This is a genomic window from Alteromonas sp. a30, from assembly GCF_026788005.1.
GTDB lineage: Bacteria > Pseudomonadota > Gammaproteobacteria > Enterobacterales > Alteromonadaceae > Paraneptunicella.
Map to the genome: position 1 here is coordinate 95912 of NZ_JABEPE010000014.1, position 25527 is coordinate 121438.

A 25527-nucleotide genomic window follows, 5' to 3' on the forward strand; every position below is an offset into this window, starting at 1 on the left:
TAAAAATCCGACAATGTTATTAGGTATTGAGGTGGTGTCCTTGCGGACGCCTAAAACAGAGGGGTAAGTTATGGAAATTTCAGGTTCCAATAATACGGCTGTTGCTGCGTTCCAAGCGAATGTGTCTGCTACTTCGGCAGCGCAAGAGTCAAGACCGTTGCAAGAAACCAGCAGTGCTGGTCAACAGCAATCTTCAAGCGACCAAGTTTCTATCAGTAGTGAGGCACGTTCATTGTTCGAGTCTGAGCAAGGCGGTTCACAGGCAAATTCAGGTCGTTCTTCGGATTATTAGTATCCTTCCGAAGTGAATGCGCAGTAGGTATCAGGCGCATTCAACATCAGTCCAAGTTCAAACCCGCTTTCATCGCGGGTTTGTTGTTTTCTCTCCTTGCTAATTTGCTATTATCCTTTCCTTTTTGTTGTTGAGGATCCGTTTGTGGTCGGTGAAATTGCCGCGTTAGTCACTGCGTTATGTTGGGCGGTTGCAGCTCGTTTGTTCCGGGTGTTAGGAGCGAGTTTTTCTGCTTTGTCGCTTAACTTCTGGAAAGGGGTGATTACCTTATTTGTATTAGGTGCTTATCTCGCATTCTCGCACTTCTGGTTAAATCAAACGTTTACTTTTTCCCATCGTGATATTTTTTGGTTGTTGCTCAGCGGTGTGATTGGCATCGGTATTGGCGATACCTGTTTTTTTCAGGCGTTAAAACGCATTGGCGATAGCCAAACTGTACTGGTGGCAGAAACCCTTGCGCCTATTTTTACTGCGTTGCTAGCAATGCTTTGGATTGCTGAATGGCTTACGTGGAAGCAATGGTTGGGGATTGCATTGGTATTGTTTGCTGTCGATATGTTAGTGAAACAGGAAAAGAAGAAGCAAGAGGTGGTTTTCAATTTATCCGGTTATGGATTTGCAGGCGCTGCGGCCCTGTGTCAGGCCGTGGGAGCAGTGATCAGCCGCGATATTCTAACTGGCTCAGAAATAGCACCAGCATCGGCAGCAGCAATGCGCTTATTGGGTGGAGTGTTGATTGTTGTGTTATTAATGTTTTGGCGCCGCTCTCGCTGGCTTCCTGTTACCCATAACGCTTCCCGTGCGTGGAAAATCATGTTGTTAGCCAGTGTCGTTGGCACGTTATTTCCTATGTATTTACAAATGTTGGCGTTCTCCTATACGCAGGCGGCGGTGGTACAAACCCTATTCGCAACAAGCGTGTTGTTATCGTTGGTGGTTGCCTTTGTTCTTGGCGAAAAGGTGGCGAAACGCGCTTGGCTTTGGTCGGTTTTAGCCTTAATGGGAGTGGGCGTGTTAGTTGTGGCTGGTTAATCTTTTCTAGAAATATGTGTTCAACGCGCGCAGCGGCAATCTTTTGCTTGTTTTCTGCGCCGTTGTTGCGTAGAATCCGCGCCCTCGAATCAGCCAAAAACTTTATGTTCCTTGCCTTAACATAGTCCGGCTGAGCTATACGAGGCATCAACCGTAAGGAGCTTTTATGCGTCATTACGAAATTGTATTTATGGTTCACCCTGACCAAAGTGAACAAGTGCCTGGCATGATCGAAAGATACACCGGTATTTTGACTACTGACGGTGGCACAATTCACCGTTTAGAAGATTGGGGTCGTCGTCAGTTAGCTTATCCAATCGAAAAGTTACACAAAGCCCACTACGTTCTAATCAACACTGAAGCAACAGCCGAAGCGATTGAAGAGTTGGAAACAGCTTTCCGTTTCAACGATGTTGTTCTTCGTAACATGATTATGCGTACTAAAGGTGCAGTAACTGAACCTTCACCAATGGCTCAAGAAAACAAGCCTGAGCAACGTGAAAGACCTGCAAGACGTGAAGAAGCTGCTTCAGAAGACGCTTCTAAAGAAGCATAAGATTGGATAGAGGATTAAGATAATGTCTAACTATTTCAGACGTCGTAAATTCTGCCGCTTCACTGCTGAAGGCGTGACAGAGATCGATTACAAAGACATCGGTATGTTGAAAAACTACGTTACCGAAAATGGCAAAATCGTACCTAGCCGTATTACTGGTACTAGCGCTAAATACCAACGTCAGTTGTCAACTGCTATCAAACGTGCTCGTTTCTTAGCATTGTTGCCTTATACTGATTCTCACAAATAATCGTCATTGGCGAATTTAAAGAGGTAGCAAGATGAACATCATTCTACTAGACAAAATTGCCAACTTGGGCGGTTTAGGTGACACAGTTTCTGTAAAAGCTGGTTATGCGCGTAACTTCTTGTTTCCACAAGGTAAAGCGGTTCCAGCAACGAAAGTTAACGTTGAAAAATTCGAACAGCGTCGCGCTGAGCTTGAAGCAAAGTTAGCTGACGTATTGGCAGCAGCTCAAGCAAGAGCGGAGCAAATTTCTAACTTAGCAGAAGTGACTATCGCTGCGCCTGCTGGTGATGAAGGTAAATTGTTCGGTTCTGTTGGTACTCGTGACATCGCTGATGCAGTAACTGCTGCTGGTGTTGAGGTAGCGAAATCTGAAGTTCGTATGCCTAATGGTACTATCCGTGAAACAGGTGAGTTTGATCTTGATATTCAACTTCACTCAGAAGTAACGGCAACGATTAAAGTTATCGTGATCAGAGAAGCGTAATTTAAGTAAGTGTAATTACTTTTTATATTTTTCTGCATAAAAACACCGCTTTTAACGCGGTGTTTTTTTATGTCTGCATTTTATTAATATTTTTTTATTTCCTATTTAAACCTTCGCGTTATTCTTATCGACTAACCTTCAAATACTAAAAAGTTATACCGGAATTCTGGTAGTTCAAGAACCAAACACAGGTAGTAACAGTTGTTGGAACAAAATACAGCTTTGCAGGAAATCGCTGATTCTCAAACGAAAGAAGAAACGCTCATTACTGCTAGTCAGCAAGGAGACAGGCAGGCTTTTAAAGGCTTATATCAAATGCATGTAGGCCGCGTTTATGCATTAGCATTGCGTTTAACTGGGCAAGCAAGTATGGCTGAGGAAGCGACTCAAGAAGTTTTTATTCAAGTGTGGTCGAAGCTCAAGAATTATCGCGGCGATAGTAGGTTTTCGACTTGGTTACACAGTGTTGCCTCTAATGTGACTATTTCATATTTACGCGCTCAAAAGGGCTTCTGGCAGAATCTGTTTAATATTGAAGATTCAGAGGTGGCCAGTAAACCTGCTCAACAATGTGCCGGTTCGGTTGATCTGGAAGCCTATATTCAGCGCTTGCCTGAACGGGCAAGACTGGTGTTTGTACTTCATGCTCTAGAAGGGTATCGACATGAAGATATTGCAGAAATGATGGATATGGCAGTGGGTTCGAGTAAGGCGCAGTTTCATCGGGCAAAGCAATTAATCAAAGCGTGGATGGGGTACGGCGATGAGTGATTTTGATAAAAAGTTAAATGAGCAGTTGGCGCAATTACCTGACAGCATTGAGCCTAGCAAGGATTTGTGGGTTGGTATTGAGCATTCTCTGCTTCGCACACAACAGAACAATTTGGAAAAGGATATTAAAGATAACCAAGTGCTCAAGTCTCGTTGGTCATTAAGTCACGTCGCAAAAACACAACCGTTATGGGCAATGGCAGCAGCGGTGGCGTTTGTTGCTGTTATCGGTTGGTTTGGTGTGAAACCGGAGCAAGCGCAACCCGACTTAGTTAATTTAGCAGAGGTTTTAGCCTCGCAACATGAGCAGCAAAAGCAAGCGCTGTTAGTGAGTTACCAAGAAGTAAAACCAGTAACTAATGATTGGCAAGCGCAGTTAAAAGAGCTGGATGATGCGGCGGAAGCCATCAAGATGGCGCTGAAAAATGATCCAAACAACAAAGCCTTGTTGCAGATGTTGCAGCAAGTTTATCAACAACAACTTTCTTTAATTGAAACCGTTTATAACCCTAAATGGCGAGTAGTTTAACGTGGTTAAAGCAGGAGCTTCGAAAATGAATAACGTAATGACAAAAAGCATCGTTTGTGCATCACTAATGATGTTCTCTCAAATTATTTTTGCAGGTGAACAAGTCGATAAAAAAATGGAAGCTGGAAAAGGTGATGTGATTGAAATTGAACATCTAAATGGTTTCGCCAAGATTGAAGGCTGGGACAAAAATCTTGTTCACATTACAGGTGAGCTTGATGATGAAGCTGAAGGGCTTACCTTCGAGCGCACGAGTAATGGGATTGAAATTGAAGTGGAGATGCCTCGTCGTTTTCGGACTCCGTGGGGGCATGAAAAGCCCAAAGGCGACAATTTAGTTATTAAAGTGCCGCGCAATAGCCGAGTGAACTACACCAGTATGAATGCTAGCGTTGAGGTTGGAAATATTGATATGTCGGTATCGGTTGATACCGTAAATGGCTCAGTAGCAGCGAATGAGCTTCAAGGTAAAATCAATATTGAAACCGTTAATGGTCACATCAAAACCAGAAAATTAAATGGCGCCATTCGGGTTGGTTCGGTAAACGGTAACTTTGATGACAAGAAATCGGTTGCCGAAAAGTTGGTTTTTGAAACAGTTAATGGTGACATCAAATCGGATATTAAATCGCTAGATACACGTATCGAAACGGTGAATGGTAAAGTTGAATTGTCACTTGGTGACATCAAACGACTGGAAGTTTCTACGGTCAACGGGGAAATCGACGCTCAATTTACCTTGTTAGAGAACGCTGAAGTCGAAGCATCAAGTGTGGGTGGGAAAATCACCCTCACCATGCAAAAAGAGGTGCCTGCCTACTTTGAAGTGAACACCTATGCGGGTGGAAAAATAATTAATGATATAACTAATGATAAGCCCGTTAAGTCCCGTTTTGGTCCGGGGCGTTCGCTTGAATTCTCAACGCCTGACGCATCGGCGAAAGTCGAAGTAGAAAGTGTTAATGGTAAAATTCATCTGACAACACATTAAATTGTGTAGATATTCGTGTGACAAGCCCTCTTTTGAAAAGTATATAGTAGATACTAACGTTCAAAGAGGGCTTTACGTATATTATTAATATAAGAATGAAGACGATGAAGGCTAGCGAAGTTAAAGTTAATTTAGGATAATGCTCAGCTGGCTGAGTTAAAGAGTAATAAATAGTGGCTATCAAGGGTGTATCATCAAAAGATTCTGATGCGAAAGTCGCCAAACTGAAGATCCCCCCTCATTCTATTGAAGCGGAGCAATCAGTCTTGGGGAGTATGCTCATTTCCCCTGACTCATGGGATAAAGTGACTGAGATCCTCATTGAGTCTGATTTCTACAATAGTTCTCATCAATATATTTATCGCGCGATTATTCGTCTTTTAGAAAAAAGCCAGCCGGTTGATATTGTGACAGTGTCCGAGGATTTGGAACATCACGAGCAGCTAGAAGACGCCGGTGGTTTTGCTTATTTAGGTGAGCTTGCGAAAAATACGCCGAGTGCGGCTAACGTGACTGCCTATGCGGAAATCATCAAGGAACAGGCAATTCGCCGAGAACTTATTGCCGCAGCGAATGATATTTCAGAGGCCAGTTTCAATCCAGAGGGCCGAATTAGTCACGACATTTTAGATTTAGCCGAAACTAAAGTCTTTGAAATTGCTGAAAAACGCACCACACAAACAGAAGGCCCTCAAGCGCTAAAGCATGTGTTAGGCGCAACCATTGACCGAATTGATGCCTTGGCAAAGGCAGGTTCCGAAATTACTGGTGTTACCACGGGCTATACAGAGCTAGATAAAAAAACCAGTGGTTTACAGCGCTCCGACTTAATTATTGTAGCGGCTCGTCCTTCTATGGGAAAAACCACATTTGCAATGAACTTGTGCGAAAACGCCATGTTGTCTTCGGACAAACCCGTATTAGTATTCAGCTTGGAGATGCCATCCGAGCAAATTATGATGAGGATGCTCGCCTCAATTGGCCGAGTTAACCAAACCAGTGTGCGTACAGCGCAGCTAAACGACGAAGATTGGGTTAAGCTTTCTGAAGCCATGAAGCTGATGGCGGAAAAGAATAATTTATTTATTGATGATTCTTCCGGCTTAACACCAATGGAAGTCAGAACTCGTGCTCGTAAAATTGCCCGTGATCATGGCGGGATTAGCCTTATCATGGTCGATTATTTGCAGTTAATGCGTGCGCCTCAGTTTGCCGATAACCGTACATTAGAGATTGCCGAGATTTCGCGTTCTCTAAAAGCTTTAGCAAAAGAGTTGGAATGTCCCGTCATCGCGTTGTCGCAGCTTAACCGTGGCTTGGAGCAACGAGCGGATAAGCGCCCAATCAACTCAGACTTACGTGAATCCGGCTCTATCGAGCAGGATGCCGACTTAATCATGTTTATTTATCGTGATGAAGTGTACAACGAGAATTCGCCAGAAAAAGGCGTAGCGGAAATTATTATTGGTAAGCAACGTAACGGCCCAATCGGTACGGTAAGACTAACTTTCCAAGGGCACTTTTCTCGCTTTGATAATTATGCCGCACCTGTGATGGATGATTACTGATTGCCTTGCTCACAATAATGAGCAAGGCTTGTAGCCAATCAGCTATTACTCGCCGCTAATGGTGGCAACAATTCTCCGCTTGCCACCACTATTTCGGTGTTCTCCTAAATAAATACCCTGCCATGTTCCCAATGCCAACATGCCTTTTTGAATAGGAATTGTAAGGCTATTTCCCAACAAACTGGCTTTAATGTGTGCAGGCATATCATCAGAGCCTTCATAAGTATGCTGATAATATGGTGCGTTTTCAGGAACAATATGATTTAGATGAGCTTCTAGGTCGCTACGAACCGTTGGATCTGCATTTTCATTAATCGTTAGGCTTGCACTGGTGTGTTGAATGAATAAGTGCAGTAACCCAATATTGAGTTGCCTAAGTTCTGGCAGCTGAGTCTCAATATCATGCGTAATGAGGTGAAAGCCACGATGATGGGCTTTTAGTTGAAGTGTTTTTTGAATCCACATAGTTCATCTAAAAAACAACATGGGGACAAAATCTTGTTCCCATGTTGTTGGTGGGTTTTATGTTGCAAGCCGGTATCTGAAACTTAGGCTTTCTCGAAACAAATTTCGATGTGGGCTTTGCCAACATCGGTTTTGAAAGGAAGGATTAATTTCGGGCCATCAACGCGATGCGTGATAGTGTGATCTTTACCACTTACTACCACAGGGGTTGCCATTCCGAAATCGTAGCCTTTCTCACCCAATGTGTTTTTTGCTCCACCGGCAACCATATTGGTTAATTCACCGACTAAATCAATGACTTCAGCATTAATAGAAGCAGGCTTTTCACCTAACATACGACTCATGATTTCAAGTGCAAGGGTTTCATCAAATGTGATAGAAAACGAGCCCTTTGTTTGTGGGCCTGTCATGCCCAACAAGCCTGTTACATCACCTTGGGCAAGCTCCTCAGTTTTCTTCTTAGGCGCCCCCGCTGCTAGATCAAGTTGTGCCATCGTTAGCAACACATTTTTGAACGCACTTATAAAAGGATTGATAAATTCTACATTCATGTTGGTTGATTATTCCGTAGCTAGTCAGTTTTTATGCTCTATTTCTAAGTATAGGCGACAGCATCGCAACGTACTTAAGTGCTTAAAAGCAGATTGTGTGCCAAGGCTAAGACCCGATATTGTGCTGAAAATATTGCACTATGTTCAAAGTCAGCATCCGTTTTGCGTGAAAATACTCCCAAACTGACAAACTATTGGCACTTTGCACATTGACCGTGGGCTTCTATTGTTTGCCGTGAAATCACAAAGCCGACCGATTGTGCTTGTTTGTCGAGTTTTTCTTGAAGACCGTCTGACTGAATTTCCTGTACATCACCGCATTTATCACATATCAAAAATTGAACTGGATGACTACAACCAAAATGATGGCAAACAATAAATTTATTATCGGACTCGACTTTATGTACAAAGCCCATATCAAGAAGAAACTCCAATGCTCTATAAACAGTAGCAGGTTTGGCAGAGTCTTCGGTTTTTTTCAGTTCATCTAAAAGATCATATGCGCCAACGGCATGTTTATGCTGTAACAGAATAGAGTAAACTTTTTCACGTTGCACGGTGAATCTCACACCTTTTTGTTCACAATATTCTCGCGCTTTTTGAATGAGTTGTTGTTGATTCATGCGATTATTCAGTCATCAATGTAAGCCGCAGTGTAACATAAGTAAATTTATATGTGTTTAATACAAAGCTGCATTAATTCATTGAATTATCAACACTCCAAATGTGCTTTAGGACGATATACCACTTGCGTCATTCGAACATTGAAGTGCCCTATCTCCGACCATCTTGGTCAGGTTAACCACCATAGTAAGAGGATTCTGTTAGAAAGGGAAATGAGGAAGTTGAATAAAATAGAGTAAAAATAGGCATGAGCGGATCGACACCCATGCCTCAGGTCGTTTTTGACTAGTTTCGCTTAGTAGAAGCGAGAAACGTCGTCACGAACGGCATTTAATGTTTTCCAAGAGTTGGATTGACCGAATACGCCACAAGGTTGACCATTACAACCGTTGAAGTTCGGATCTGAGAAGTAGTCTAAACGTGAAGCGCTACCAAAGGCTTGTGGGTAAGCCATGATAGTAGAGAAACTGTTGTCAACGCCATGACCAACACCATCAGCATAAACTCCGCCACGGCTGCCTTGACGTACAGAGTGACCCAAGCCCATATTGTGGCCTAATTCATGTACAAATGTTGTCGCACCGCAGTCTACAGCAGAGATGCTATACATTAGGTTACGGCTTTGGCTAGACAATGAGCCATTGCTACCTTGACCAACCCAACCAATACCACACACTGTACCATTAGAAAGGCGCTCAGCTGTTCCCAAAAGCACAACCATGTCTGCACGATTGCTAGCACGGTAATTTTGAATGCTTGAAGAATTAGTTAGCGCGTTTAATGTGCTTTCTGTCGGTGTTAAATTTGAGCTGCTTGCTGATGCAGACGCGACGTTACGCAGTGTGATGTTCAGCCCGTTATTTCTATAGATGCGGTTTGCATGAGAAATGTATTGGTTGATTTTAGTGCTAATGCTGCCAGTTGCGTTTGCCGCTGGTGTTGTGTAAAGCACGGCTACATCAATCGTTTCTGCTTGCGCTGCGCAAGATAAAGCAACTGCTGACGCGCATAGAGTGGCTTTCATTTTGGTAAACATTGTTTAACTCCTGAAAAGTCGTTGTTATGGTTTAGCGGGGGTTTCAAGGCTTATTGCTAAGTCTTCCCCATTTATTGTTGTTTTTTGTTTTGATGGGTGGATGGCATCAACATGGGTCTGACTATGTTTAGCCACTAAGTCGGACTTAGAAGCTATCCATGCGTACTTCCCATTACCTTCCATAATGTAGGTATCTGCTTGAGTACCTAAGGTGCCGTAAACTGCTTTTTCACCAATGGTGATTACGGCACTAAATAAGTCTCCGGCGCCCGGAATATGTGCTTCAACGGTGCGATCCCCGTTGGGGTGTTCAGTGATGTAATCTACTTCACCGGTGTAACTGCCTTCAATTTGCGGAATGTAAAGATCCAAATATTCACCAACCTCTACACTTTTTAATTCTTTGATATCCAGTTCTAGATAGACTTCATTATTAACATCACCCGGAATATGTCCCTCCTCTTTGAGAATATTTTCTCCTTCTTCTGAGCGCTGCCAGACAATAGTGTCTTTTTCTGTATTCCATGTAGATACCTCTTTTGTTGAAGGGGAATCGTGAGTAATCATGTCAACGCCAGAAGATAGATGCTTAGGAATTCCGTCTTTATTCAAGGCAATAACGCCAGATTGATGACTGGATTCTCCGTTGTGATGAGAGTCGGAGTTTTCAGAGGTTGTAGAGTTAGATGGGGTTGCTGTTGGCGTATTATCTTCGCTGAAGATATAGAATAGAGCAACCACGCCAATAATGGCGGTGATAGATAAAAAAGTGGCCTTCTTCATGGTGGATCTCGAAGTTGTTTTGCCTAGAAGTTATATTTGTAAATGTGAAAAGTAAAGGTATTAAAAATACTCCAAAAGGGTGCTTTATGAGGTAAAAATATAAGATATAGATTAAAGGAATGTTAGATGCACTTTAAATGGTTTTTATGTTCTCTTTTGGAGTCTAAAAAGTGACTTTTATGAAAGGGTTTTCATTGTGTAAAAAAGTGTAATTAAAATGTAAGTGAATTACCTTTGGAGAAGATTGATGTTATTAACGGCTTTGGGTCACACCATCTCCATAAAAAATGATTTAGACTCAGGCTGATCACGCCACAATAAAAGGCTGATGCTCTATTTGGCTATGATATAATTAGTGCGTTTAAAGCTGTGCAGAATAGAAATGTTTCTTGCTAAATGTTGGTATTTGTTTCCCTAAAAATACGATTGTGGGCTGGAAATTTATGTTGTCATGTTATTTTTATTGCAGCGCAGTGCTAAAAAGTAATTCATTTCAAGAGGTTAACCCACTTTGTCAAACGCTAAAATAGATCGCCAATTTTCCGTTGCGCCCATGCTGGATTGGACTGACCGTCATTGCCGTTACTTCTTGCGTTTGCTTTCACGTAATGCCTTGCTTTATACCGAAATGGTGACAACCGGTGCCATTATTCACGGTAAAGGTGATTTTTTGGGTTACAACCAAGAAGAGCATCCGGTTGCTTTGCAATTGGGGGGAAGTCAGCCCGATGAAATGGCGGAGTGCGCGCTAAGAGCCGAAGCGCTTGGTTACGACGAAGTCAATATTAACGTAGGTTGCCCGTCTGATCGTGTGCAAAATGGCCGTTTTGGTGCGTGCCTAATGGCTGAGCCACAAACGGTGGCGCAATGTGTAAAATCCATGCAGGAGAAGGTCAGCATTCCGGTGACGGTGAAGTGCCGCATTGGCATTGATGAAATGGACGACTACCAAGGGTTGCAAGATTTCATTCAAGTTGTGGCTGATGCGGGTTGCGATACCTTTATCGTTCATGCCAGAAAAGCATGGCTTAAAGGGTTATCTCCAAAGGAAAACCGCGAAGTGCCACCGCTTAATTATCCGCGTGTATATCAGCTAAAGCAGGCGTACCCAGATCTGAATATTTCTATTAACGGCGGCGTGAAAACCTTGGATGAAGTAGCTGAGCATTTGCAACATGTTGATGGCGTGATGCTTGGGCGCGAAGTGTACGCTAATCCTTATGTGATGGCGCAGGTTGATGAGCGTTTCTATGGCGATGATACACCCGTGATGCCGCGTGAAGATATTGTTCGTGCAATGATCCCATACATTGATAATTACGTTGAGTCTGGTGGAAAAGCGTGGCACATCATTCGACACATGCTGGGTATTTTCCAAGGTCAACCGGGAGGCAAAGTGTTCCGTCGTTACCTTAGTCAAAATGCGATTAAAGCCGGAACCAATGCCAGAGTGTTAGAACTGGCATTAGAAGAAATGGCGCAAACACGCGCAAAAGTGGAAGCGTTTGAACAAAGCCGCCAAGTGGGTTAATTACCTACAAGGTGGTGGCTTTTGTTCAATGGAAATGACAGATTATTGCGCGCTTTTTGGCGCGTACTTTTCTAGCGCCAACACTTGTTGTTTAAGGTCGTTAAAACGCGCGCTGGTTTGCCAAGGCAACTGACTTTCCCGAATATCAAACCCGTATGCCGATGGGCTGGTGACAATAATGGGGGGCGACTGAATTCGTTTGTACACGCTACGCTGCACATTACGAGCGAACCATTCTAAATCTTCAACAAATAAAGCGGGATCGCTGAGTCCCCAACGATCAACGAGTGCATTGCTAATGTTGAGATTTTCGGCCAGTGTGCCAGTTAAATACCACTGCATAACGTCTTCACAACTGGCTTTGTTGAAGTGAGTAAAAGCATCCAATAGCGCACAGTGATAGCCAAATTTCATTGGGTCTAATTGCGCTTCTCTTAACTCAGCGGATGGCGCGATGTCGTTCTCACCAAATTCAAATATTTCGTTTGGCAACAGGGTTTCAGGGATCACTTCTTCTTGGAATATTTCGGCGTTCATGTAGCGCGCAATGTTAAATACTTCTGCTTTGGTTAAATCGCCAATGGGCGCAATCACACCACCGACATCGCCATATAGGGTGGCGTAGCCAAGGGCGGTTTCTAATTTATTGCCGTTGTTTGTGAAAAATCGGCCGTACCGACCCGCAAGGTTAGACAATATCGACGTACCGCGAATTTTCGCCTGAATGTTTTCATCCGAGAGCTTTCGTGCGTAGTCGCTTGAAGGTAATTCCTCATCGAGTTTGGCAAATAAGTTGAGTTGGGCATCGGCGAGTTCTTGAATAGGAATTTGCATGTGTTTGATGCCTAGCTTATCGGCAACATGTTGCGCGGCATTTTGTGTTGCCGATGAGTTATATTGGCTAGGCATGTTTACCGACCAAACGTGATCTTTACCAAGTGCTTGCGCGAGTAAGCAAACCACCACAGCGCTATCGATACCGCCGCTCACACCAACCACATATTTAGGGTGCTCTTCCATTCCGAGCATATCTTTTACGTAACGTAACCCACTGATAATCGACTGATATTTTTGTGAAATGCTACTGGGCTCTTTTCTGGTGAGCGTTTGCGTTGGCAGCGATTCATGCTCGACCAGAAGATAGTCGTTTTCGAAGTTCTTTTCTGAGAGTAAAACTGGGTTGCCTTCACTGTTATAAGCTGTTGTCCCCCCATCAAAGGTAATGATGTTTTTACCGTTATTTTGTGGACCCACACTATTTACATAATAAAAAGGCACAAAGTGATCGCTATCGTGTGCCAGAAAACGAATTCGACGATCTCGGGCATCGTTTTTGTGGTTGGTCCAAGGTGAAGCGGAAATATTGACGATGAAGTCGGCGCCATTTTCGATTAAATAGCGGCTGGTATTCAGCGCTCGGTTGTCTTTACGATAATCCTTGCACCATAAATCTTCGCACACTTGCAGCCCAATTTTGTATATTTTTCCTTTTATATTAATACAGAATGGTTGGCTAAGTGATTCGATGCTGACACCCATATCCATTGCCACATCACCTAAAGAGAAGAAATAGCGTTCATCATCGAAGAAGCGGTAATTTGGCAGTAAGGTTTTTGGCTGAATGCCTTCGGGTAAATACGGCTCAACAGATTCACGCTTTAACCACTGCTTGTTCTGTACAAAACAAGCGGCGTTATAGAGTCGGGTACGTCCATCTTTATTTGGATGATAAGCCTTGGTGTGCAAACGAGTGTTGATGTCGCTGTCTTGGTAGATGCTACCGAAAATGACAGCAATGTTATCACTCGCCTCTTTTATCACTTCGTTGTAATCGTGAACTTCCTGCAAAAACGCGGGGCTTAACCACCAATCAGAGAGCATGTAACCAGAAACGCATAGCTCAGGGAAAATAAGCAGATCAACCTCATCTCGTTTGGCCTTATCTATGGTGGATAGGATGGTTTTGAGGTTGGCACTTCGATTCCCGGGAATCACATGCATCTGAGATAAGGCTATTTTCATGATGATTTTATCGGTGAGATGGATAATAAGGTTGAAAGTGTGGCTATTGTCTGAGGAATGGATTCTGGTGTCCAGACATAGCCCTCGAAATAAAAAGCGGCATTAAAAATAAGAGGTGGTTAAATTCACTAAGTAGAGTGGTCAAATAAACTATTTTATAACTTTCTTCGTATTACCACTTTTTGTGTTGAATACAAAGTAAAATTAAAAACATATAAATATCAATGAGTTAAATATTTTTCAAATGTTGGCACAAGTATCGCTACAACCAAATCAAGTTAAACAACGACTAACTATTTAAACCGACCAGGACTTTACGGAGAACACAAATGAAAACGAAATTTACGGTTGCAGCTATCTTACTTTCTACTTTAGGTTTAACAACACAAGCGAATGCCAACGAAGTTACCTTGCAATATGTTGTCGACAAAGTGGTGTCACAGGCCGCGAACGCCACAGCAAATGAGTTATCGAATAACATCTATAAAGCAGTGGTAACAGCAGGTTTATATCTCAGTTCCGATGAAGAAGCATTTGAAACAGAGGTGTTGATTTCAGCGGTTAATAACGAGAACAAAGAGTCATCTCAAACGACGGAATAAGGGAGCACACTATGGTTGAACCTATCGCTGTATTCAGCTTGCTCATTACTCCTTGCCTTGCTTATTCAGTTGGGGCGCTAGTTTTCTGGGTTGTTGGCGTAATTAGGCGTCAATCCGAACCCAACTTCAAAAGCGGTTAATCATTCGATGGCCGCTTTTTTCATTGTTTAATTCCGCGTCTTTATTTCATCTAAACTATCCCTTCTGACGTTATACGCTGCTCTATCCTTTTATCTAAGCCTTGCTGGTTCAAGAATTACACCGTTGTTGTTCAATTAGTCATGTCAATTTAAGCATTGGGATTCACCTTGAACTAAACGAATTCAAGTTTGTTTTTGTGATGGATTGTGTTGTGGTCAATTTGACCATTGAATTGGTCAAAATACTCATATTGTTGTTCTGATTTTATCAGTTCGTTTTTCCTTTACCGAAAAATAATTAAAAAATCCTTTAATAACAATTATTTAAGATATTTTTAAAGTTGGCACATCAATTGAAAAGATCAACCTAAGAAATAAAACAAAACCGGCCAACTCTACATAACTTGGCTTTATTTGAAACAGTGAAAGGAGAAACCCGCATGAGTGTGTTTTCACGATTAGGAGATGTTCTGCAAGCCAATATCAACGCGATGTTAGATAAAGCAGAAGACCCTCAGAAAATGTTGTCGCTAATTGTAGCGGAAATGGAACAGGCATTAGGAGATGTACGTCAAGTTGCCGCGGGATATTTGGCTGAGCAGAAAGGATTGGACAGACAAATTGCCCGTTTAGAAAAGAAAGTCTCGCATTGGGAAAGCAGTGCCGAGTTGGCATTATCGAAGGGGCGAGAGGATTTAGCTAAATCAGCAATTGAACAGAAGATCGCAGCTCAGGAAGAACTGGATAATGTGCAAGTGACGCTAGATGAACTGAAAAATCAGATTTCGGCATTACAAGATGACGCACAAAGTTTGGCTGACAAACTTGCTGAGGCAAGAAGTAAGCAAAAATCAATTATGGCTAGAGCGCAAAATGTGGAAGTGCGGATGCAGGCCAAGTCAGTATCACGTCAAGAGCGCGTGGAATATGTTAAGAGCCGATTCGACCAATATGAACGTCGCATTGATAATTTAGAAGCGCAATTGGAAGCGCATGATTTTGTTGGCAGAAAGCAAACGTTAAGCCAAGAAATCGCGGCGCTAGAAAAGGACGAGAAAGTGAATAAAGAACTAGAAGCATTGCGACAGAGGGTAGCCTAAGGCTGCCTTCAAATCGCAAGAAAATCAGTATTTCGAACAGGAGAATCCTATGAATAATCAATATGATGTCAATCGTCTTTACAAGGAAACGTTAAATAAAAAGGTGTCGGGTGTGTGTGCCGGAATCGCACGTCACTTTGGCATGGAATTGTGGTTAGTTCGCCTACTGACTGTCATTGCATTTTTTGTATTCCCTGTCCCTGTAGCATTAGCGTATTTGGTGGCAGTCGTATTATTGCCATCTAGATAAAAGGAGGGATTATCATGTCTCGGGTATTGAGTATTATTGCGATTTGGGTGTTGGCCATGTTTGTACTTGGTGCGATTGCTGAGAATTGGATGGGGTTATCCTTCGTGATTAATGACGAAGTCTTAAACCCTATTGCAGGATTTCTTGCGGTTGGAGTTGTTGCTGTTGCCTTGGTGGCTGTGGGATTCCTTGTTACGTTGAGTGTGATTGGACTTGGTATTTTTGTTGTAGCCAGCATCGTGCTCGGCGTTGTTTTTGCTGGCTTGTCTTTTATGTGGCCGGTGTTATTGGTTATCGGCTTGGTATATTTGATTACCAGAAACCGACCCAAACACCCTGCCTAAACTTCTAGAATTAGGGACATATTCGCAAGGATGCGAACATTTCGATGGTACTAATCAACTAATTTAATGACTTTCCTTCGCTTTAAGGTTGCCATTTGACTGATATATGCAGAATAATCTGTAGAAAGGTAATTAGGTTGAATAGTATGAAAAAAATCATTTTAGCAGCGAGTTTGTTAGCGGCTTCAAATGCAATGGCTGAGATAAAGGTTTCTGAACCATTAGTCCGTTTATTGCCCCCAGGCGTACCAAATACGTCAGCCTACATGACTATGAGCAACTCGGACGCAAAGGACAGGATGCTTGTTGGAGCTTCATCTCCCCATATTAAGCGCATTGAGATGCACAATAATGTGTTAGAAGACGGGGTCATGAAGATGCAAAAGCAAGAGCAGCTGATTATAAAAGCTAATCAAACATTTAAGCTGCTACCGGGTGGTTATCATCTTATGTTGTTTGGGGTAAAGTCTCCTTTGTCTGTTGATCAAATAATTCCGATTACTTTGTCGTTTAAAAACGGTGAAAAAATCAAGGTAGAAGCAAAGGTCAGTTCTAATATCGGTAGGCAGCATCACCATCATCACTAACAAATTTCAGGTAGATTTATGCGCGAGTGGCTAGGAAACAAATGGGCAGCGATGCCAGTTATTTTAATTTTATTGCTCTTAATTGGCTTGGGTATGCATTGGAGTAGCGAACCGGATACATTCGGAATTCGCAAAAAAGAAAATGCACCTTCTGGTGAGATCATTACACAGACGCTCATAGACGTCGCGGAAACATTATTAAATAAACCGGGGGGCTTTTTATCGAATGATGTACTGCCTCCTTCTTTGTTTCTCGATAATATGCCAAGTTGGGAGTTTGGTGCTTTGGAAATGACGCGGGACTTGGCGCTAGCAATGCGCAAAGATTTTAGTCGTTCTCAGTCTCAATCAATTGATAACCCACAACTCGTTATTGCCCAGCCTAAGTTTAATATTGATCATCGTAGCTGGTTGATTCCATCTGCTGAATCTCAATATCAAGACGGAATTGATGCTTTGACGATTTATAAAAAAGCGTTGTCAGACTCATCGCAGGGTAATGCTCAATTCTTCACAAGAGCCGATAACCTTAGAGACTGGTTAAAGCAGGTGGAAAAACGCCTTGGTAGCTTGTCTCAAAAATTGAGCGCGAGTGTCGGGCAAGAGCGTATGAATACTGATCTTGCGGGTGATGCACAGGCGCGTCAATCAACACCTAATGCTGATGAGGTACGAATTCGCACTAGTTGGTGGAAAATTGATAACAATTTCTATGAGGCGAGAGGCGCGTGTTGGGCACTGTTGCACTTCTTGAAAGCGGTGGAGATAGATTTCGCTGATGTATTGGAAAAGAAGAATGCGAGAGTAAGTTTACAGCAGATCATTCGGGAATTAGAAGCAACCCAGCAAGCGATATGGAGCCCTGTTATTGTTAATGGCAGTGGTTTCGGAGTGTTAGCAAATCACTCTTTAGTTATGGCAAATTATATTTCTCGTGCCAACGCGGCATTGATCGATTTAACTGAGTTGCTCACACAGGGCTAATACTTAAATTTTCGATTAGCTATTTTAGCAGCGGCATTCAGCTTTGATTCCGCTGCTTTCTTTCACACTGTCCCCTCTTTATTAATTCCTTAAAAATTATCAGGTAAATCGTGAGCTTGCTGAGAAAATCATCAAGTTTGTGTATAGTCCGACTACACATTTTAGGTATAAAGAATTCGTTCCTAATCTCGATTAGTAATAAAAAATTTAATTTAATTCTTTCAAGTTATTAATATGAGCGGCTACTCTTTGGCTGTTCTTAACTAGGGTTAGCGTTATTAATGTCCAATTCTACCAATCAACTTACGCAGTCTATTCCAACGTTGAATGAGACTCAGCTAACAAAATTGAATCAGGCAATTACTGGCCTCGATCAAACCCAATTAATTTGGGCTAGCGGTTACTTGTTTGGGGTTGCCCAACAAGGATTAGCTGCCGGTGCTCCTGCTCAAGGCAGTCAGGAAAGTAAAGTTTTAACGATTCTTTACGGTTCGCAAACAGGCAATGCAGAGTATCTTGCTAAAGATCACAAAAAGCGTCTTGAAGCTGAAGGCTATCCTGTGCGTATCGTTAGCATGGCTGACTACAAGCCAAAGGATTTGAAAAAAGAATCACATTTATTGGTCATCGTGAGTACGCATGGTGAAGGCGAGCCACCCGATGATGCCGCAGAGCTATGGGAGTTTTTAGGTAGTAAGAAAGCATCTAAGTTGGATGGTTTGAAGTTCGCCGTTGTTGCCTTAGGTGACAGCAGTTATGAGTTCTTCTGCCAAACTGGCAAAGATTTTGATACTCGCATTGCTAAGCAAGGTGCAACGGCACTTAAACCGCGTTTGGATTGCGATGTCGATTACCTTGAATCTGCCAATGCTTTTATCACTGAACTAACCAGTTCTATTAAAGATGAGTTGTCAGCAGCCACACAAGCAGCGACGCCTATTGCTGGCGTGTCTGTGGCATCGGCAGAATCGGCTTATAACAAGTTAAACCCTTTCACCGCAACATTATTAACCTCGGTGAAAATTACGGGCCGAGATTCAGTAAAAGATATTCGTCACATCGAAATTTCGCTAGCAGATTCCGGCTTGCAATATCAGCCTGGTGATGCACTAGGTGTTTGGTTTGAAAATGATGCAGCATTGGTTGATGAAATAGTAGCGTTGACCAAAAACAGAGCCGAAACAGAAGTGACGTTAAAAGAAGGGGCTTTATCCCTAGCAGAAGCCTTGAAAGGCAAGCTTGAATTAACCCTTAGCTATCCAGGATTTGTGCGTGCTTATGCAGAGGCAATTGGTAATGCTGAACTAAAAGCGCTGTCTGATGATAGAAATAAATTGCGTGATTATCTTGTCGACCGTCAAATCATTGATGTTATCCGTGAGTACCCTGCGGAAATTCCGGCGCAGCAATTGGTTGAGAGTCTACGTCCATTAACACCTCGTCTATATTCAATTGCATCAAGCCAAGCAGAAGTGGAAGACGAGGTACATTTAACAATCGGTTTGGTTGAATATGAGGCTTATGGTAAACCGCATTTAGGTGGCGCATCAGGCTATTTATGTAAGCACCTTGAAGAAGGTGACAACGTCAGGGTTTACGTTGAGTCGAATAAACACTTCCGTTTACCTGAAGACCCAAATACACCAATTATTATGGTTGGTCCGGGCACGGGTATTGCACCTTTCCGTTCTTTCTTACAGCAAAGAGAAGCGGAAGAGGCTGAAGGAAAGAATTGGTTGTTCTTTGGTAATCCTAACTTCACACAGGATTTCCTATACCAAGTTGAAATTCAGAAATACGTGAAAAGTGGTCTGCTAGACAAGGTTTCTTTAGCGTTCTCTCGCGATCAACAAGAGAAGATTTATGTTCAGCATCGCATGATTGAAGCTGGCAAAGAATTATACGAATGGCTAGAGCAAGGCGCCCACTTTTATGTGTGTGGAGATGCCAATCGCATGGCTAAAGACGTGAACGATGCCTTGGTCAGCATCGTTAAAACACACGGTAACAAGAATGATAAAGAAGCTGAGCAGTATGTGAATGACCTACGCAGAGCGAAAAGATACCAGAAGGATGTTTACTAATGACGGCTGGCAATAATAAAGACGGCAAGCTTTCCGATAACGAGCGATTAAAATCTGAAAGTGACTTTCTGCGCGGTAGCATAGCACAGGACTTAAAAGACGATGTGACTGGTGGATTCAACGGCGATAATTTCCAGTTGATTCGTTTCCATGGCATGTATCAACAGGATGATCGTGATATTCGTGCCGAGCGCACAAAACAGAAGTTGGAGCCGTTGCATAATGTAATGCTTCGAGCACGCTTGCCTGGCGGTATTATTGCTCCTGAGCAATGGTTAACGGTGGATAAGTTTGCTAAGGAAAGTACGTTATATGGCAGCATCCGTTTAACGACACGTCAAACCTTCCAATATCATGGTGTGTTGAAGCCAAAAATTAAGGAGATGCACCAACTATTACATTCCGTTGGTATTGACTCCATTGCGACTGCCGGAGACGTTAATAGAAATGTACTTTGTACGCCAAATCCTTTCCAGTCTAAACTCCATATGGAAGCCTATGAGTGGGCGAAAAAGATAAGTGAGCACTTGCTACCTAAGACGCATGCCTATGCGGAAATTTGGCTAAATGGTGAAAAAGTCGAAACCACTGAAGAGCCTGTTTTAGGTAACTCCTACTTACCTCGGAAGTTCAAAACGACGGTTGCGATTCCGCCATACAATGACGTTGATGTCCATGCTAACGACCTCAATTTTATAGCGATTTCTGACGGCGATAGATTAGTCGGCTTCAATGTGCTTGTTGGCGGTGGTCTTGCTATGACGCACGGCGACAAAAACACTTATCCAAGAAAAGCGAGCGATTTCGGCTTTATTGGCCTTGAGCATACGTTAGCTGTTGCGGAATCTGTTGTGACAACGCAACGTGATTGGGGCAACCGAGCAAACCGCAAGAATGCTAAAACTAAGTACACACTAGAAGCGGTTGGCGTTGATGCATTCCGTGAAGAAGTGGAAAAACGCGCAGGCGTGAAGTTTGAAGAAAGTCGTCCTTATGAGTTCACTGAACGTGGTGATCGCATTGGTTGGGTTGAAGGTGTAGACGGTAAATTCCATTTAACGTTATTCATTGAAAATGGCCGTATTTTAGATTTCCCAGAGCGCAAGCTAAAAACAGGTTGTGCAGAAATCGCGAAGGTACATAAAGGTGATTTTCGCATGACACCTAATCAGAACTTAATTGTTGCGGGTGTCGCGCCAGAAGATAAAGCGAAAATTGAGCAAATTGCGAAAGAGCATGGCTTGATTCGAGAAGAACTAAGCGCGCAACGAGCAGCATCAATGGCGTGTGTTTCTTTGCCAACTTGCCCATTAGCGATGGCAGAAGCAGAGCGCTATTTGCCAAGTGCAGTAACCCGTCTTGAAGACATCATGAAAAAGCATGGTGTAGAGGACGAAGAAATTATCTTCCGTATAACTGGCTGCCCCAATGGGTGTGGTCGTGCCATGCTTTCTGAAGTGGGATTGGTCGGTAAAGGCCCTGGTAAATACAACTTACATTTAGGGGGCGATGCAGTGGGTACACGTATCCCTAAAATGTACAAAGAAAATATTGGTGAAGATGAAATCTTCCAAATTTTGGATGATTTGATTGCGAAGTGGGCAAACAATAGAGAGCAGGGTGAAACCTTTGGTGATTTTGTGATCAGAGAAGGGGTCGTGAAACCTGTTATTAATTCAGCCGAGGATTTTTATGACTAATGCAGTAGCGGCAGCTATCACTCAGTCTTCAAGACTGTCAAATGTGATACTTGAAAAGGCCGAGTTAGAAGAGATAAATGTGCAGTTAGAAGCCATGAGTGCGCAAGAGCGTGTTGCTTGGGCTTTGGAATACTTGCCGCACAATATCATGTTGTCTTCCAGCTTTGGTATTCAAGCTGCCGTTATGTTGCATCTCGTTACGCAACAATATTCAGATATTCCAGTTGTTTTTACTGACACGGGTTATCTGTTTCCTGAAACCTATCTGTTTGCGGATGAGTTGAAGGAACGCTTAAATCTGAACCTCAAGACATACCGAGCAACGCTATCTCCTGCATGGCAGGAGGCGCGTTTTGGTAAACTTTGGGAGCAGGGCGAGGAAGGTATCACTCAATACAATAAAATGAACAAGGTTGAGCCAATGAAAAAGGCTCAGGAAGAACTTGGTATCCAAAGCTGGTTTGCTGGTTTACGTCGCTCTCAGTCTGATTCCCGCAAAAATCTGGGTGTTTTACAGCAGCTACCGGATGGTAAATTTAAAATTTACCCTGTTTTAGATTGGAGCAATAAAGACGTTCACTACTATCTTAAAGAGCATGATTTACCTTACCACCCATTATGGGAGCAAGGTTACGTTTCTTTAGGGGACTGGCATACAACTCGACCACTCGAAGCGGGTATGACAGAAGAAGAAACCCGTTTCTTCGGGTTAAAGCGAGAATGTGGTTTGCATGAGTTTGGAGATGGGATTTAGTCTCCCGAGGTTTTAACTTAGCTCAAAATCATTTTGAAGTAGTAATTTGAGCTTTTCCATGTAATGTGGCGCTGGTGTGCTAGACACTAATTTAGCCAGCTCAGCGCCGGTAGCTGTAAATTTATAATAATTTAAGAACAAGCCTGAGCGTCTGGGAGCTAACTGAAAAGTGTCGCCACTACTGCGCCATTCATTCTTCCTTCCTGGCACAAGTTCTCCACTCTCAATCTCACTGTTAAAGATTAACCCTGCATCCATCAACGTCAATAGATCAGGATAGGGCAGCCCATGCTCTGCTAGGTTCAATTGCTGACTTTTTCTTGATAACCCTAAGAGGGTCATAAAGCTAGGTTTTCGATAGTACCCAATTAGAATTTTGGGACTGTTTTCTCCTTTCATCTTAGTGGTTAAACTTACGGCGTTTTGAAAGATACGTGCATCTCGCTGTGTGAGCTGTTTTAGTGTTTGTAGCGTTCTTAAAGAAAACGTTCCGGGTTTACTAATCTCCACTGCAAAGATTTTGCCCCAAATTTCTTGCATTGTTTCTGAAAAGATATTTTCAGCTAAATCGATAAAGCTGTAGAACCAATCTGGGTCAATACTTTCATCCGACACTTGCTCAATGGAGAGTTCCAATGCCTTTTCCAAGATTTTCTCTAAGTTTGATAATTGTCTTGCTTTTTTTACATGGCGTCGTCTTGCTAATTTTTTACCAACGTCTTCATCTAACTTAGTGTATTTAGAGGTTGTCACCCCTGCTTGATGGAATAGGCGAGTGATGCGGGTAGCAACAACACCAGTTGTATTTGGCGATTTGTTGCTTTTTTCTTCAGGAACGCTAGTGCTTGAATTTGTTGGCTTTTTTTCCACTTTTCGCACTGTTTCATTGGAAACTGACGTATTAACTGAAGATATATTGGTCATAAATTCGCCACACATGTTCGATTATGTTGTATAGTAAAATTCCCGTTAGGGATGTTTTTTATGATACGCCTAAAGCGCTGTACTATGAACTGAAATTCACACGAGATAAAATTTTACAGGGTTTGGTTTTATTCTTAACCTCTGTGGAAACGATAGTAGTATTTCAAACTATATTAGTTGCAAGTGTGCCTTAACCGCTTTATGTTGTTGACTAAAAGAAACCGTAATATTAGAACTAATTAAGAGGGTTTTTCTTCACACTCTTATGGTATAAGGTTAAATAATCTATTGGTTGATATTACCTAATTCTAAGTTTAGCGGAACATTGAATGTGCCCAAGTGATTATGAAAACGATGAATTAATCTTCATTGACGAAGACGAGCTGGTTGAACATGTAGAGGAAACCATTGAGGGTGCTTGGCATGTACTCGTTGTAGACGATGACGAGGAAATCCATTCTGTCACTAGGTTGGCGCTATCCGATCTAATCTTAAATGGACGTAAATTAGCATTTCATCATGCTTATTCCGGCGCTCAAGCTCTTAATTATTTAAAAGAATATGGTAGCAGTATTGCGATCATTCTTCTTGATGTGGTTATGGAGACTGATGATGCAGGGCTACAAGTTGCTAAGAAGTTACGTGATGAATTGAAGCTGGATGAACCCAGAATTATTCTCAGAACGGGTCAGCCGGGTTATGCGCCAGAAGAAAATGTCATTAAAGAATATGATATTAATGATTACAAAACAAAAACAGAGTTAACCAGAAGTAAACTGGTTACAACCATCATTTCATCCATTCGGTCATACCAACAAATTCTAACAATCAATCAAAGCCGTAAAGGCTTACAAAAAGTTATTCGGTCGTCTGCGAATTTACAAGAAGAGCAGTCGGTTAGTGGTTTTTGCACCGGGGTTTTAGCTCAAATTAGTGCCATTTTAAATCGCCCAGTTTCAGGGTTGGTAGCGTCAAGAGCGGCATCAGTATTTGATTTGGATGATGATGGTCTGTATGTGCTTGGTGCCACCGAGTCTTTTTCGGAGGCTTCGGGGAAACCACTAAACGTATTACAAAAACCTGCAATTTCTAGTTTGATAGACCAGTCATTACGCGATAAATCTCATACATTTGCATCTGAACATTGTGTCTTTTTTATGGGGCGCTCGGGCTACGATGCTTCCATATTTGTAGAACTAGACTCTCCTCTTGATACAACCCAAGAACAATTATTAGAAGTTTTCTTAAGTAGCGTGTCAGTAGGCTACGAAAATGTAAATCTTTTCCATCAATTGCGTAATGCGGCATTTAGAGATTGGTTAACGAAGTTGCCAAACAGAACGCAATTTATCAAAATGTTGGATGGTGTGCATTGGAACTCATCAAATAGAGCCATAGACATTGTGGCGCTTATCGATGTTAGCCATTTTTCCGATATTAATGATGGGTTGGGGCAAGAAGCTGGCAATCATCTTTTAATTGCGGTCGCCGAAAGGCTTGTACAGTGGTTTGGGGCGGAAGCTCAAATATCGCGTATTGGTGCGGATGTTTTTGGTGTGATAGGCAATAGTGAAACGCTAAGTGTCGAGCGAATTAATGATGTGTTTCTTTCGCCCTTTAAAGCCGGTGATCACACACTACCGATTAACGTTTATATTGGCTTATGTCACTTGTTAGAGAAAAATAGTGGCTTAAATATACTTAAGCAAACCAATATTGCGTTAAATCGCGCGAAGAAAAGTCTAACCAATAACTATGAGTTTTATGCTCCAGAAATGGAGGAAAAAACTACTTGGCGACTAGATATGATTCGCCGCCTACGAGGCGATTTTGCAGATAGAAAGCTGGAAGTGTGGTACCAACCTCAGGTTGATTTGCTCACTGAAAAAGTGGTTGGTGTTGAGGCGTTGTTGCGTTGGCCAACTGGTGATGGTCAGTATATTTCTCCCGCTGTTTTTGTTCCTCTAGCAGAGTATTCCGGCTTAATAATTGATATTGGTGCTTGGGTCTTAGAAGAAGCTTGTGGCAAGTTAAGAGAGTTAGATAATCTTGGAGTTGGTGATATTCGCTTGTCTGTGAATATTTCAATGCCACAATTTAGAGATTCTAAGTTCTTAGATTTGGTTTTAAGTACCATTAAACAATTTGAAATTCCTAAAGGCCGTTTAGAGTTAGAGATTACAGAAAGCATTGTTATGGATGAGCCTCAAATTGTCGTAGAGGCATTAAGGGAGCTTAAGGATAATGGTGTACAAGTGGCAATTGACGACTTTGGTACAGGTTTTTCTTCTATGAGTTACCTGCAACAATTGCCCTTGGACAGACTTAAAGTTGATAGGGCGTTTGTGAATGAAATTGAGCTAGGGCACTCTGCTTTTATTGCAGAAACCATTATCACTTTGGGCCAAAAGCTTGGGTTAAAAACGATCGCCGAAGGCGTTGAAAAACGAGAGCAAGCCAGTTACATGTTAAACATTGGGTGTGATGAAGCTCAGGGTTTCTTATACGCTAAACCAATGCCTTACAATGAACTAGTTGCTTTTTTAAAACAGTAAAGCGCCAGAGTATTTGTA

At 42.4% G+C, this 25527-nt stretch carries 28 protein-coding genes; 21 read left to right on the forward strand and 7 right to left on the reverse strand.

Annotated features, from left to right (window positions below; translation table 11 throughout):
• Positions 1–70: 70 nt before the first annotated feature.
• From HJG39_RS13955 to dnaB, 9 genes are all read left to right on the forward strand, one after another.
• Positions 71–292 carry a hypothetical protein gene (locus HJG39_RS13955; RefSeq protein ID WP_268409980.1) on the forward strand — a complete coding sequence of 74 codons (222 nt, stop codon included), beginning with the start codon at positions 71–73 and terminating at the stop codon, positions 290–292.
• 144 nt (positions 293–436) lie between these two features.
• Entirely contained in the window at positions 437–1324 is an 888-nt protein-coding gene (locus HJG39_RS13960) for a DMT family transporter (RefSeq protein ID WP_268409981.1), read from the forward strand.
• Between the two features lie 166 nt (positions 1325–1490).
• Positions 1491–1880, forward strand: a complete 390-nt coding sequence (rpsF, locus tag HJG39_RS13965) for a 30S ribosomal protein S6 (protein WP_268409983.1) — start codon at positions 1491–1493, stop codon at positions 1878–1880.
• Between the two features lie 22 nt (positions 1881–1902).
• On the forward strand, positions 1903–2130 hold the full coding sequence (gene rpsR, locus HJG39_RS13970; RefSeq protein ID WP_268409984.1) for a 30S ribosomal protein S18: 228 nt from the start codon (positions 1903–1905) through the stop codon (positions 2128–2130).
• A 31-nt stretch (positions 2131–2161) separates the two neighbouring features.
• Positions 2162–2614 carry a 50S ribosomal protein L9 gene (gene rplI / locus HJG39_RS13975; RefSeq protein WP_268409986.1) on the forward strand — a complete coding sequence of 151 codons (453 nt, stop codon included), beginning with the start codon at positions 2162–2164 and terminating at the stop codon, positions 2612–2614.
• Between the two features lie 204 nt (positions 2615–2818).
• Positions 2819–3385: an RNA polymerase sigma factor gene (locus HJG39_RS13980; protein WP_268409987.1), complete on the forward strand. Its 567-nt coding sequence runs from the start codon at positions 2819–2821 to the stop codon at positions 3383–3385.
• Entirely contained in the window at positions 3378–3914 is a 537-nt protein-coding gene (locus HJG39_RS13985) for a hypothetical protein (RefSeq protein WP_268409988.1), read from the forward strand. The genes HJG39_RS13980 and HJG39_RS13985 overlap by 8 nt, the downstream gene beginning before the upstream one ends.
• Before the next feature lie 25 nt (positions 3915–3939).
• A complete protein-coding gene (locus HJG39_RS13990; RefSeq protein WP_268409989.1) occupies positions 3940–4905 on the forward strand; it encodes a DUF4097 family beta strand repeat-containing protein in 966 nt (321 codons plus the stop codon).
• A gap of 179 nt (positions 4906–5084) precedes the next feature.
• Positions 5085–6473 (forward strand): replicative DNA helicase, encoded by a 1389-nt coding sequence (dnaB, locus tag HJG39_RS13995; protein ID WP_268410021.1) that lies wholly within the window; start codon positions 5085–5087, stop codon positions 6471–6473.
• A gap of 45 nt (positions 6474–6518) precedes the next feature.
• Here the strand turns inward: dnaB and HJG39_RS14000 are convergent, their stop codons facing one another.
• The 5 genes from HJG39_RS14000 to HJG39_RS14020 all read right to left on the reverse strand — a co-directional run bounded on the left by HJG39_RS14000 (position 6519) and on the right by HJG39_RS14020 (position 9932).
• Positions 6519–6938 carry a secondary thiamine-phosphate synthase enzyme YjbQ gene (locus HJG39_RS14000; protein WP_268409991.1) on the reverse strand — a complete coding sequence of 140 codons (420 nt, stop codon included), beginning with the start codon at positions 6936–6938 and terminating at the stop codon, positions 6519–6521.
• A gap of 83 nt (positions 6939–7021) precedes the next feature.
• Entirely contained in the window at positions 7022–7489 is a 468-nt protein-coding gene (locus HJG39_RS14005) for a chemotaxis protein CheX (protein WP_268409992.1), read from the reverse strand.
• 191 nt (positions 7490–7680) lie between these two features.
• On the reverse strand, positions 7681–8112 hold the full coding sequence (locus tag HJG39_RS14010) for a transcriptional repressor (RefSeq protein WP_268409993.1): 432 nt from the start codon (positions 8110–8112) through the stop codon (positions 7681–7683).
• 296 nt (positions 8113–8408) lie between these two features.
• A complete protein-coding gene (locus tag HJG39_RS14015; protein WP_268410023.1) occupies positions 8409–9137 on the reverse strand; it encodes a M12 family metallo-peptidase in 729 nt (242 codons plus the stop codon).
• Positions 9138–9173: 36 nt separating this feature from the next.
• On the reverse strand, positions 9174–9932 hold the full coding sequence (locus tag HJG39_RS14020; protein ID WP_268409994.1) for a hypothetical protein: 759 nt from the start codon (positions 9930–9932) through the stop codon (positions 9174–9176).
• 511 nt (positions 9933–10443) lie between these two features.
• Here HJG39_RS14020 and dusA point away from each other — a divergent pair.
• Positions 10444–11463 carry a tRNA dihydrouridine(20/20a) synthase DusA gene (gene dusA, locus HJG39_RS14025; RefSeq protein ID WP_268409995.1) on the forward strand — a complete coding sequence of 340 codons (1020 nt, stop codon included), beginning with the start codon at positions 10444–10446 and terminating at the stop codon, positions 11461–11463.
• A 42-nt stretch (positions 11464–11505) separates the two neighbouring features.
• On the opposite strand, the gene nadE is transcribed toward dusA, so the two are convergent.
• The gene (gene nadE, locus HJG39_RS14030) at positions 11506–13485 is read right to left on the reverse strand and encodes an NAD(+) synthase (RefSeq protein ID WP_268409996.1); all 1980 of its coding nucleotides are present in this window, start codon (positions 13483–13485) and stop codon (positions 11506–11508) included.
• Between the two features lie 329 nt (positions 13486–13814).
• On the opposite strand from nadE, the gene HJG39_RS14035 reads away from it, so the two are divergent.
• From HJG39_RS14035 to HJG39_RS14080, 10 genes are all read left to right on the forward strand, one after another.
• Positions 13815–14087: a hypothetical protein gene (locus tag HJG39_RS14035; RefSeq protein ID WP_268409997.1), complete on the forward strand. Its 273-nt coding sequence runs from the start codon at positions 13815–13817 to the stop codon at positions 14085–14087.
• An 11-nt stretch (positions 14088–14098) separates the two neighbouring features.
• On the forward strand, positions 14099–14227 hold the full coding sequence (locus HJG39_RS14040) for a hypothetical protein (RefSeq protein WP_268409998.1): 129 nt from the start codon (positions 14099–14101) through the stop codon (positions 14225–14227).
• A gap of 440 nt (positions 14228–14667) precedes the next feature.
• On the forward strand, positions 14668–15327 hold the full coding sequence (locus HJG39_RS14045; protein ID WP_268409999.1) for a PspA/IM30 family protein: 660 nt from the start codon (positions 14668–14670) through the stop codon (positions 15325–15327).
• 49 nt (positions 15328–15376) lie between these two features.
• The gene (locus tag HJG39_RS14050) at positions 15377–15577 is read left to right on the forward strand and encodes a PspC domain-containing protein (RefSeq protein ID WP_268410000.1); all 201 of its coding nucleotides are present in this window, start codon (positions 15377–15379) and stop codon (positions 15575–15577) included.
• A gap of 14 nt (positions 15578–15591) precedes the next feature.
• The gene (locus HJG39_RS14055; protein WP_268410001.1) at positions 15592–15921 is read left to right on the forward strand and encodes a hypothetical protein; all 330 of its coding nucleotides are present in this window, start codon (positions 15592–15594) and stop codon (positions 15919–15921) included.
• A gap of 146 nt (positions 15922–16067) precedes the next feature.
• Positions 16068–16508: a copper chaperone PCu(A)C gene (locus tag HJG39_RS14060; RefSeq protein WP_268410002.1), complete on the forward strand. Its 441-nt coding sequence runs from the start codon at positions 16068–16070 to the stop codon at positions 16506–16508.
• A gap of 18 nt (positions 16509–16526) precedes the next feature.
• Entirely contained in the window at positions 16527–17492 is a 966-nt protein-coding gene (locus HJG39_RS14065; protein WP_268410004.1) for a DUF2333 family protein, read from the forward strand.
• A 281-nt stretch (positions 17493–17773) separates the two neighbouring features.
• Entirely contained in the window at positions 17774–19576 is a 1803-nt protein-coding gene (locus HJG39_RS14070) for an assimilatory sulfite reductase (NADPH) flavoprotein subunit (RefSeq protein WP_268410005.1), read from the forward strand.
• Positions 19576–21276 carry an assimilatory sulfite reductase (NADPH) hemoprotein subunit gene (gene cysI / locus HJG39_RS14075; RefSeq protein WP_268410007.1) on the forward strand — a complete coding sequence of 567 codons (1701 nt, stop codon included), beginning with the start codon at positions 19576–19578 and terminating at the stop codon, positions 21274–21276. The genes HJG39_RS14070 and cysI overlap by 1 nt, the downstream gene beginning before the upstream one ends.
• On the forward strand, positions 21269–22030 hold the full coding sequence (locus tag HJG39_RS14080; protein ID WP_268410009.1) for a phosphoadenylyl-sulfate reductase: 762 nt from the start codon (positions 21269–21271) through the stop codon (positions 22028–22030). Before cysI ends, HJG39_RS14080 begins: the two co-directional genes overlap by 8 nt.
• A gap of 12 nt (positions 22031–22042) precedes the next feature.
• Here HJG39_RS14080 and HJG39_RS14085 read toward each other — a convergent pair whose 3' ends face one another.
• Positions 22043–22954, reverse strand: coding sequence for a TIGR03899 family protein (locus HJG39_RS14085; protein ID WP_268410010.1), 912 nt, complete (start codon positions 22952–22954; stop codon positions 22043–22045).
• 329 nt (positions 22955–23283) lie between these two features.
• On the opposite strand from HJG39_RS14085, the gene HJG39_RS14090 reads away from it, so the two are divergent.
• Positions 23284–25509: a bifunctional diguanylate cyclase/phosphodiesterase gene (locus HJG39_RS14090; RefSeq protein ID WP_268410011.1), complete on the forward strand. Its 2226-nt coding sequence runs from the start codon at positions 23284–23286 to the stop codon at positions 25507–25509.
• Positions 25510–25527 lie beyond the last annotated feature (18 nt).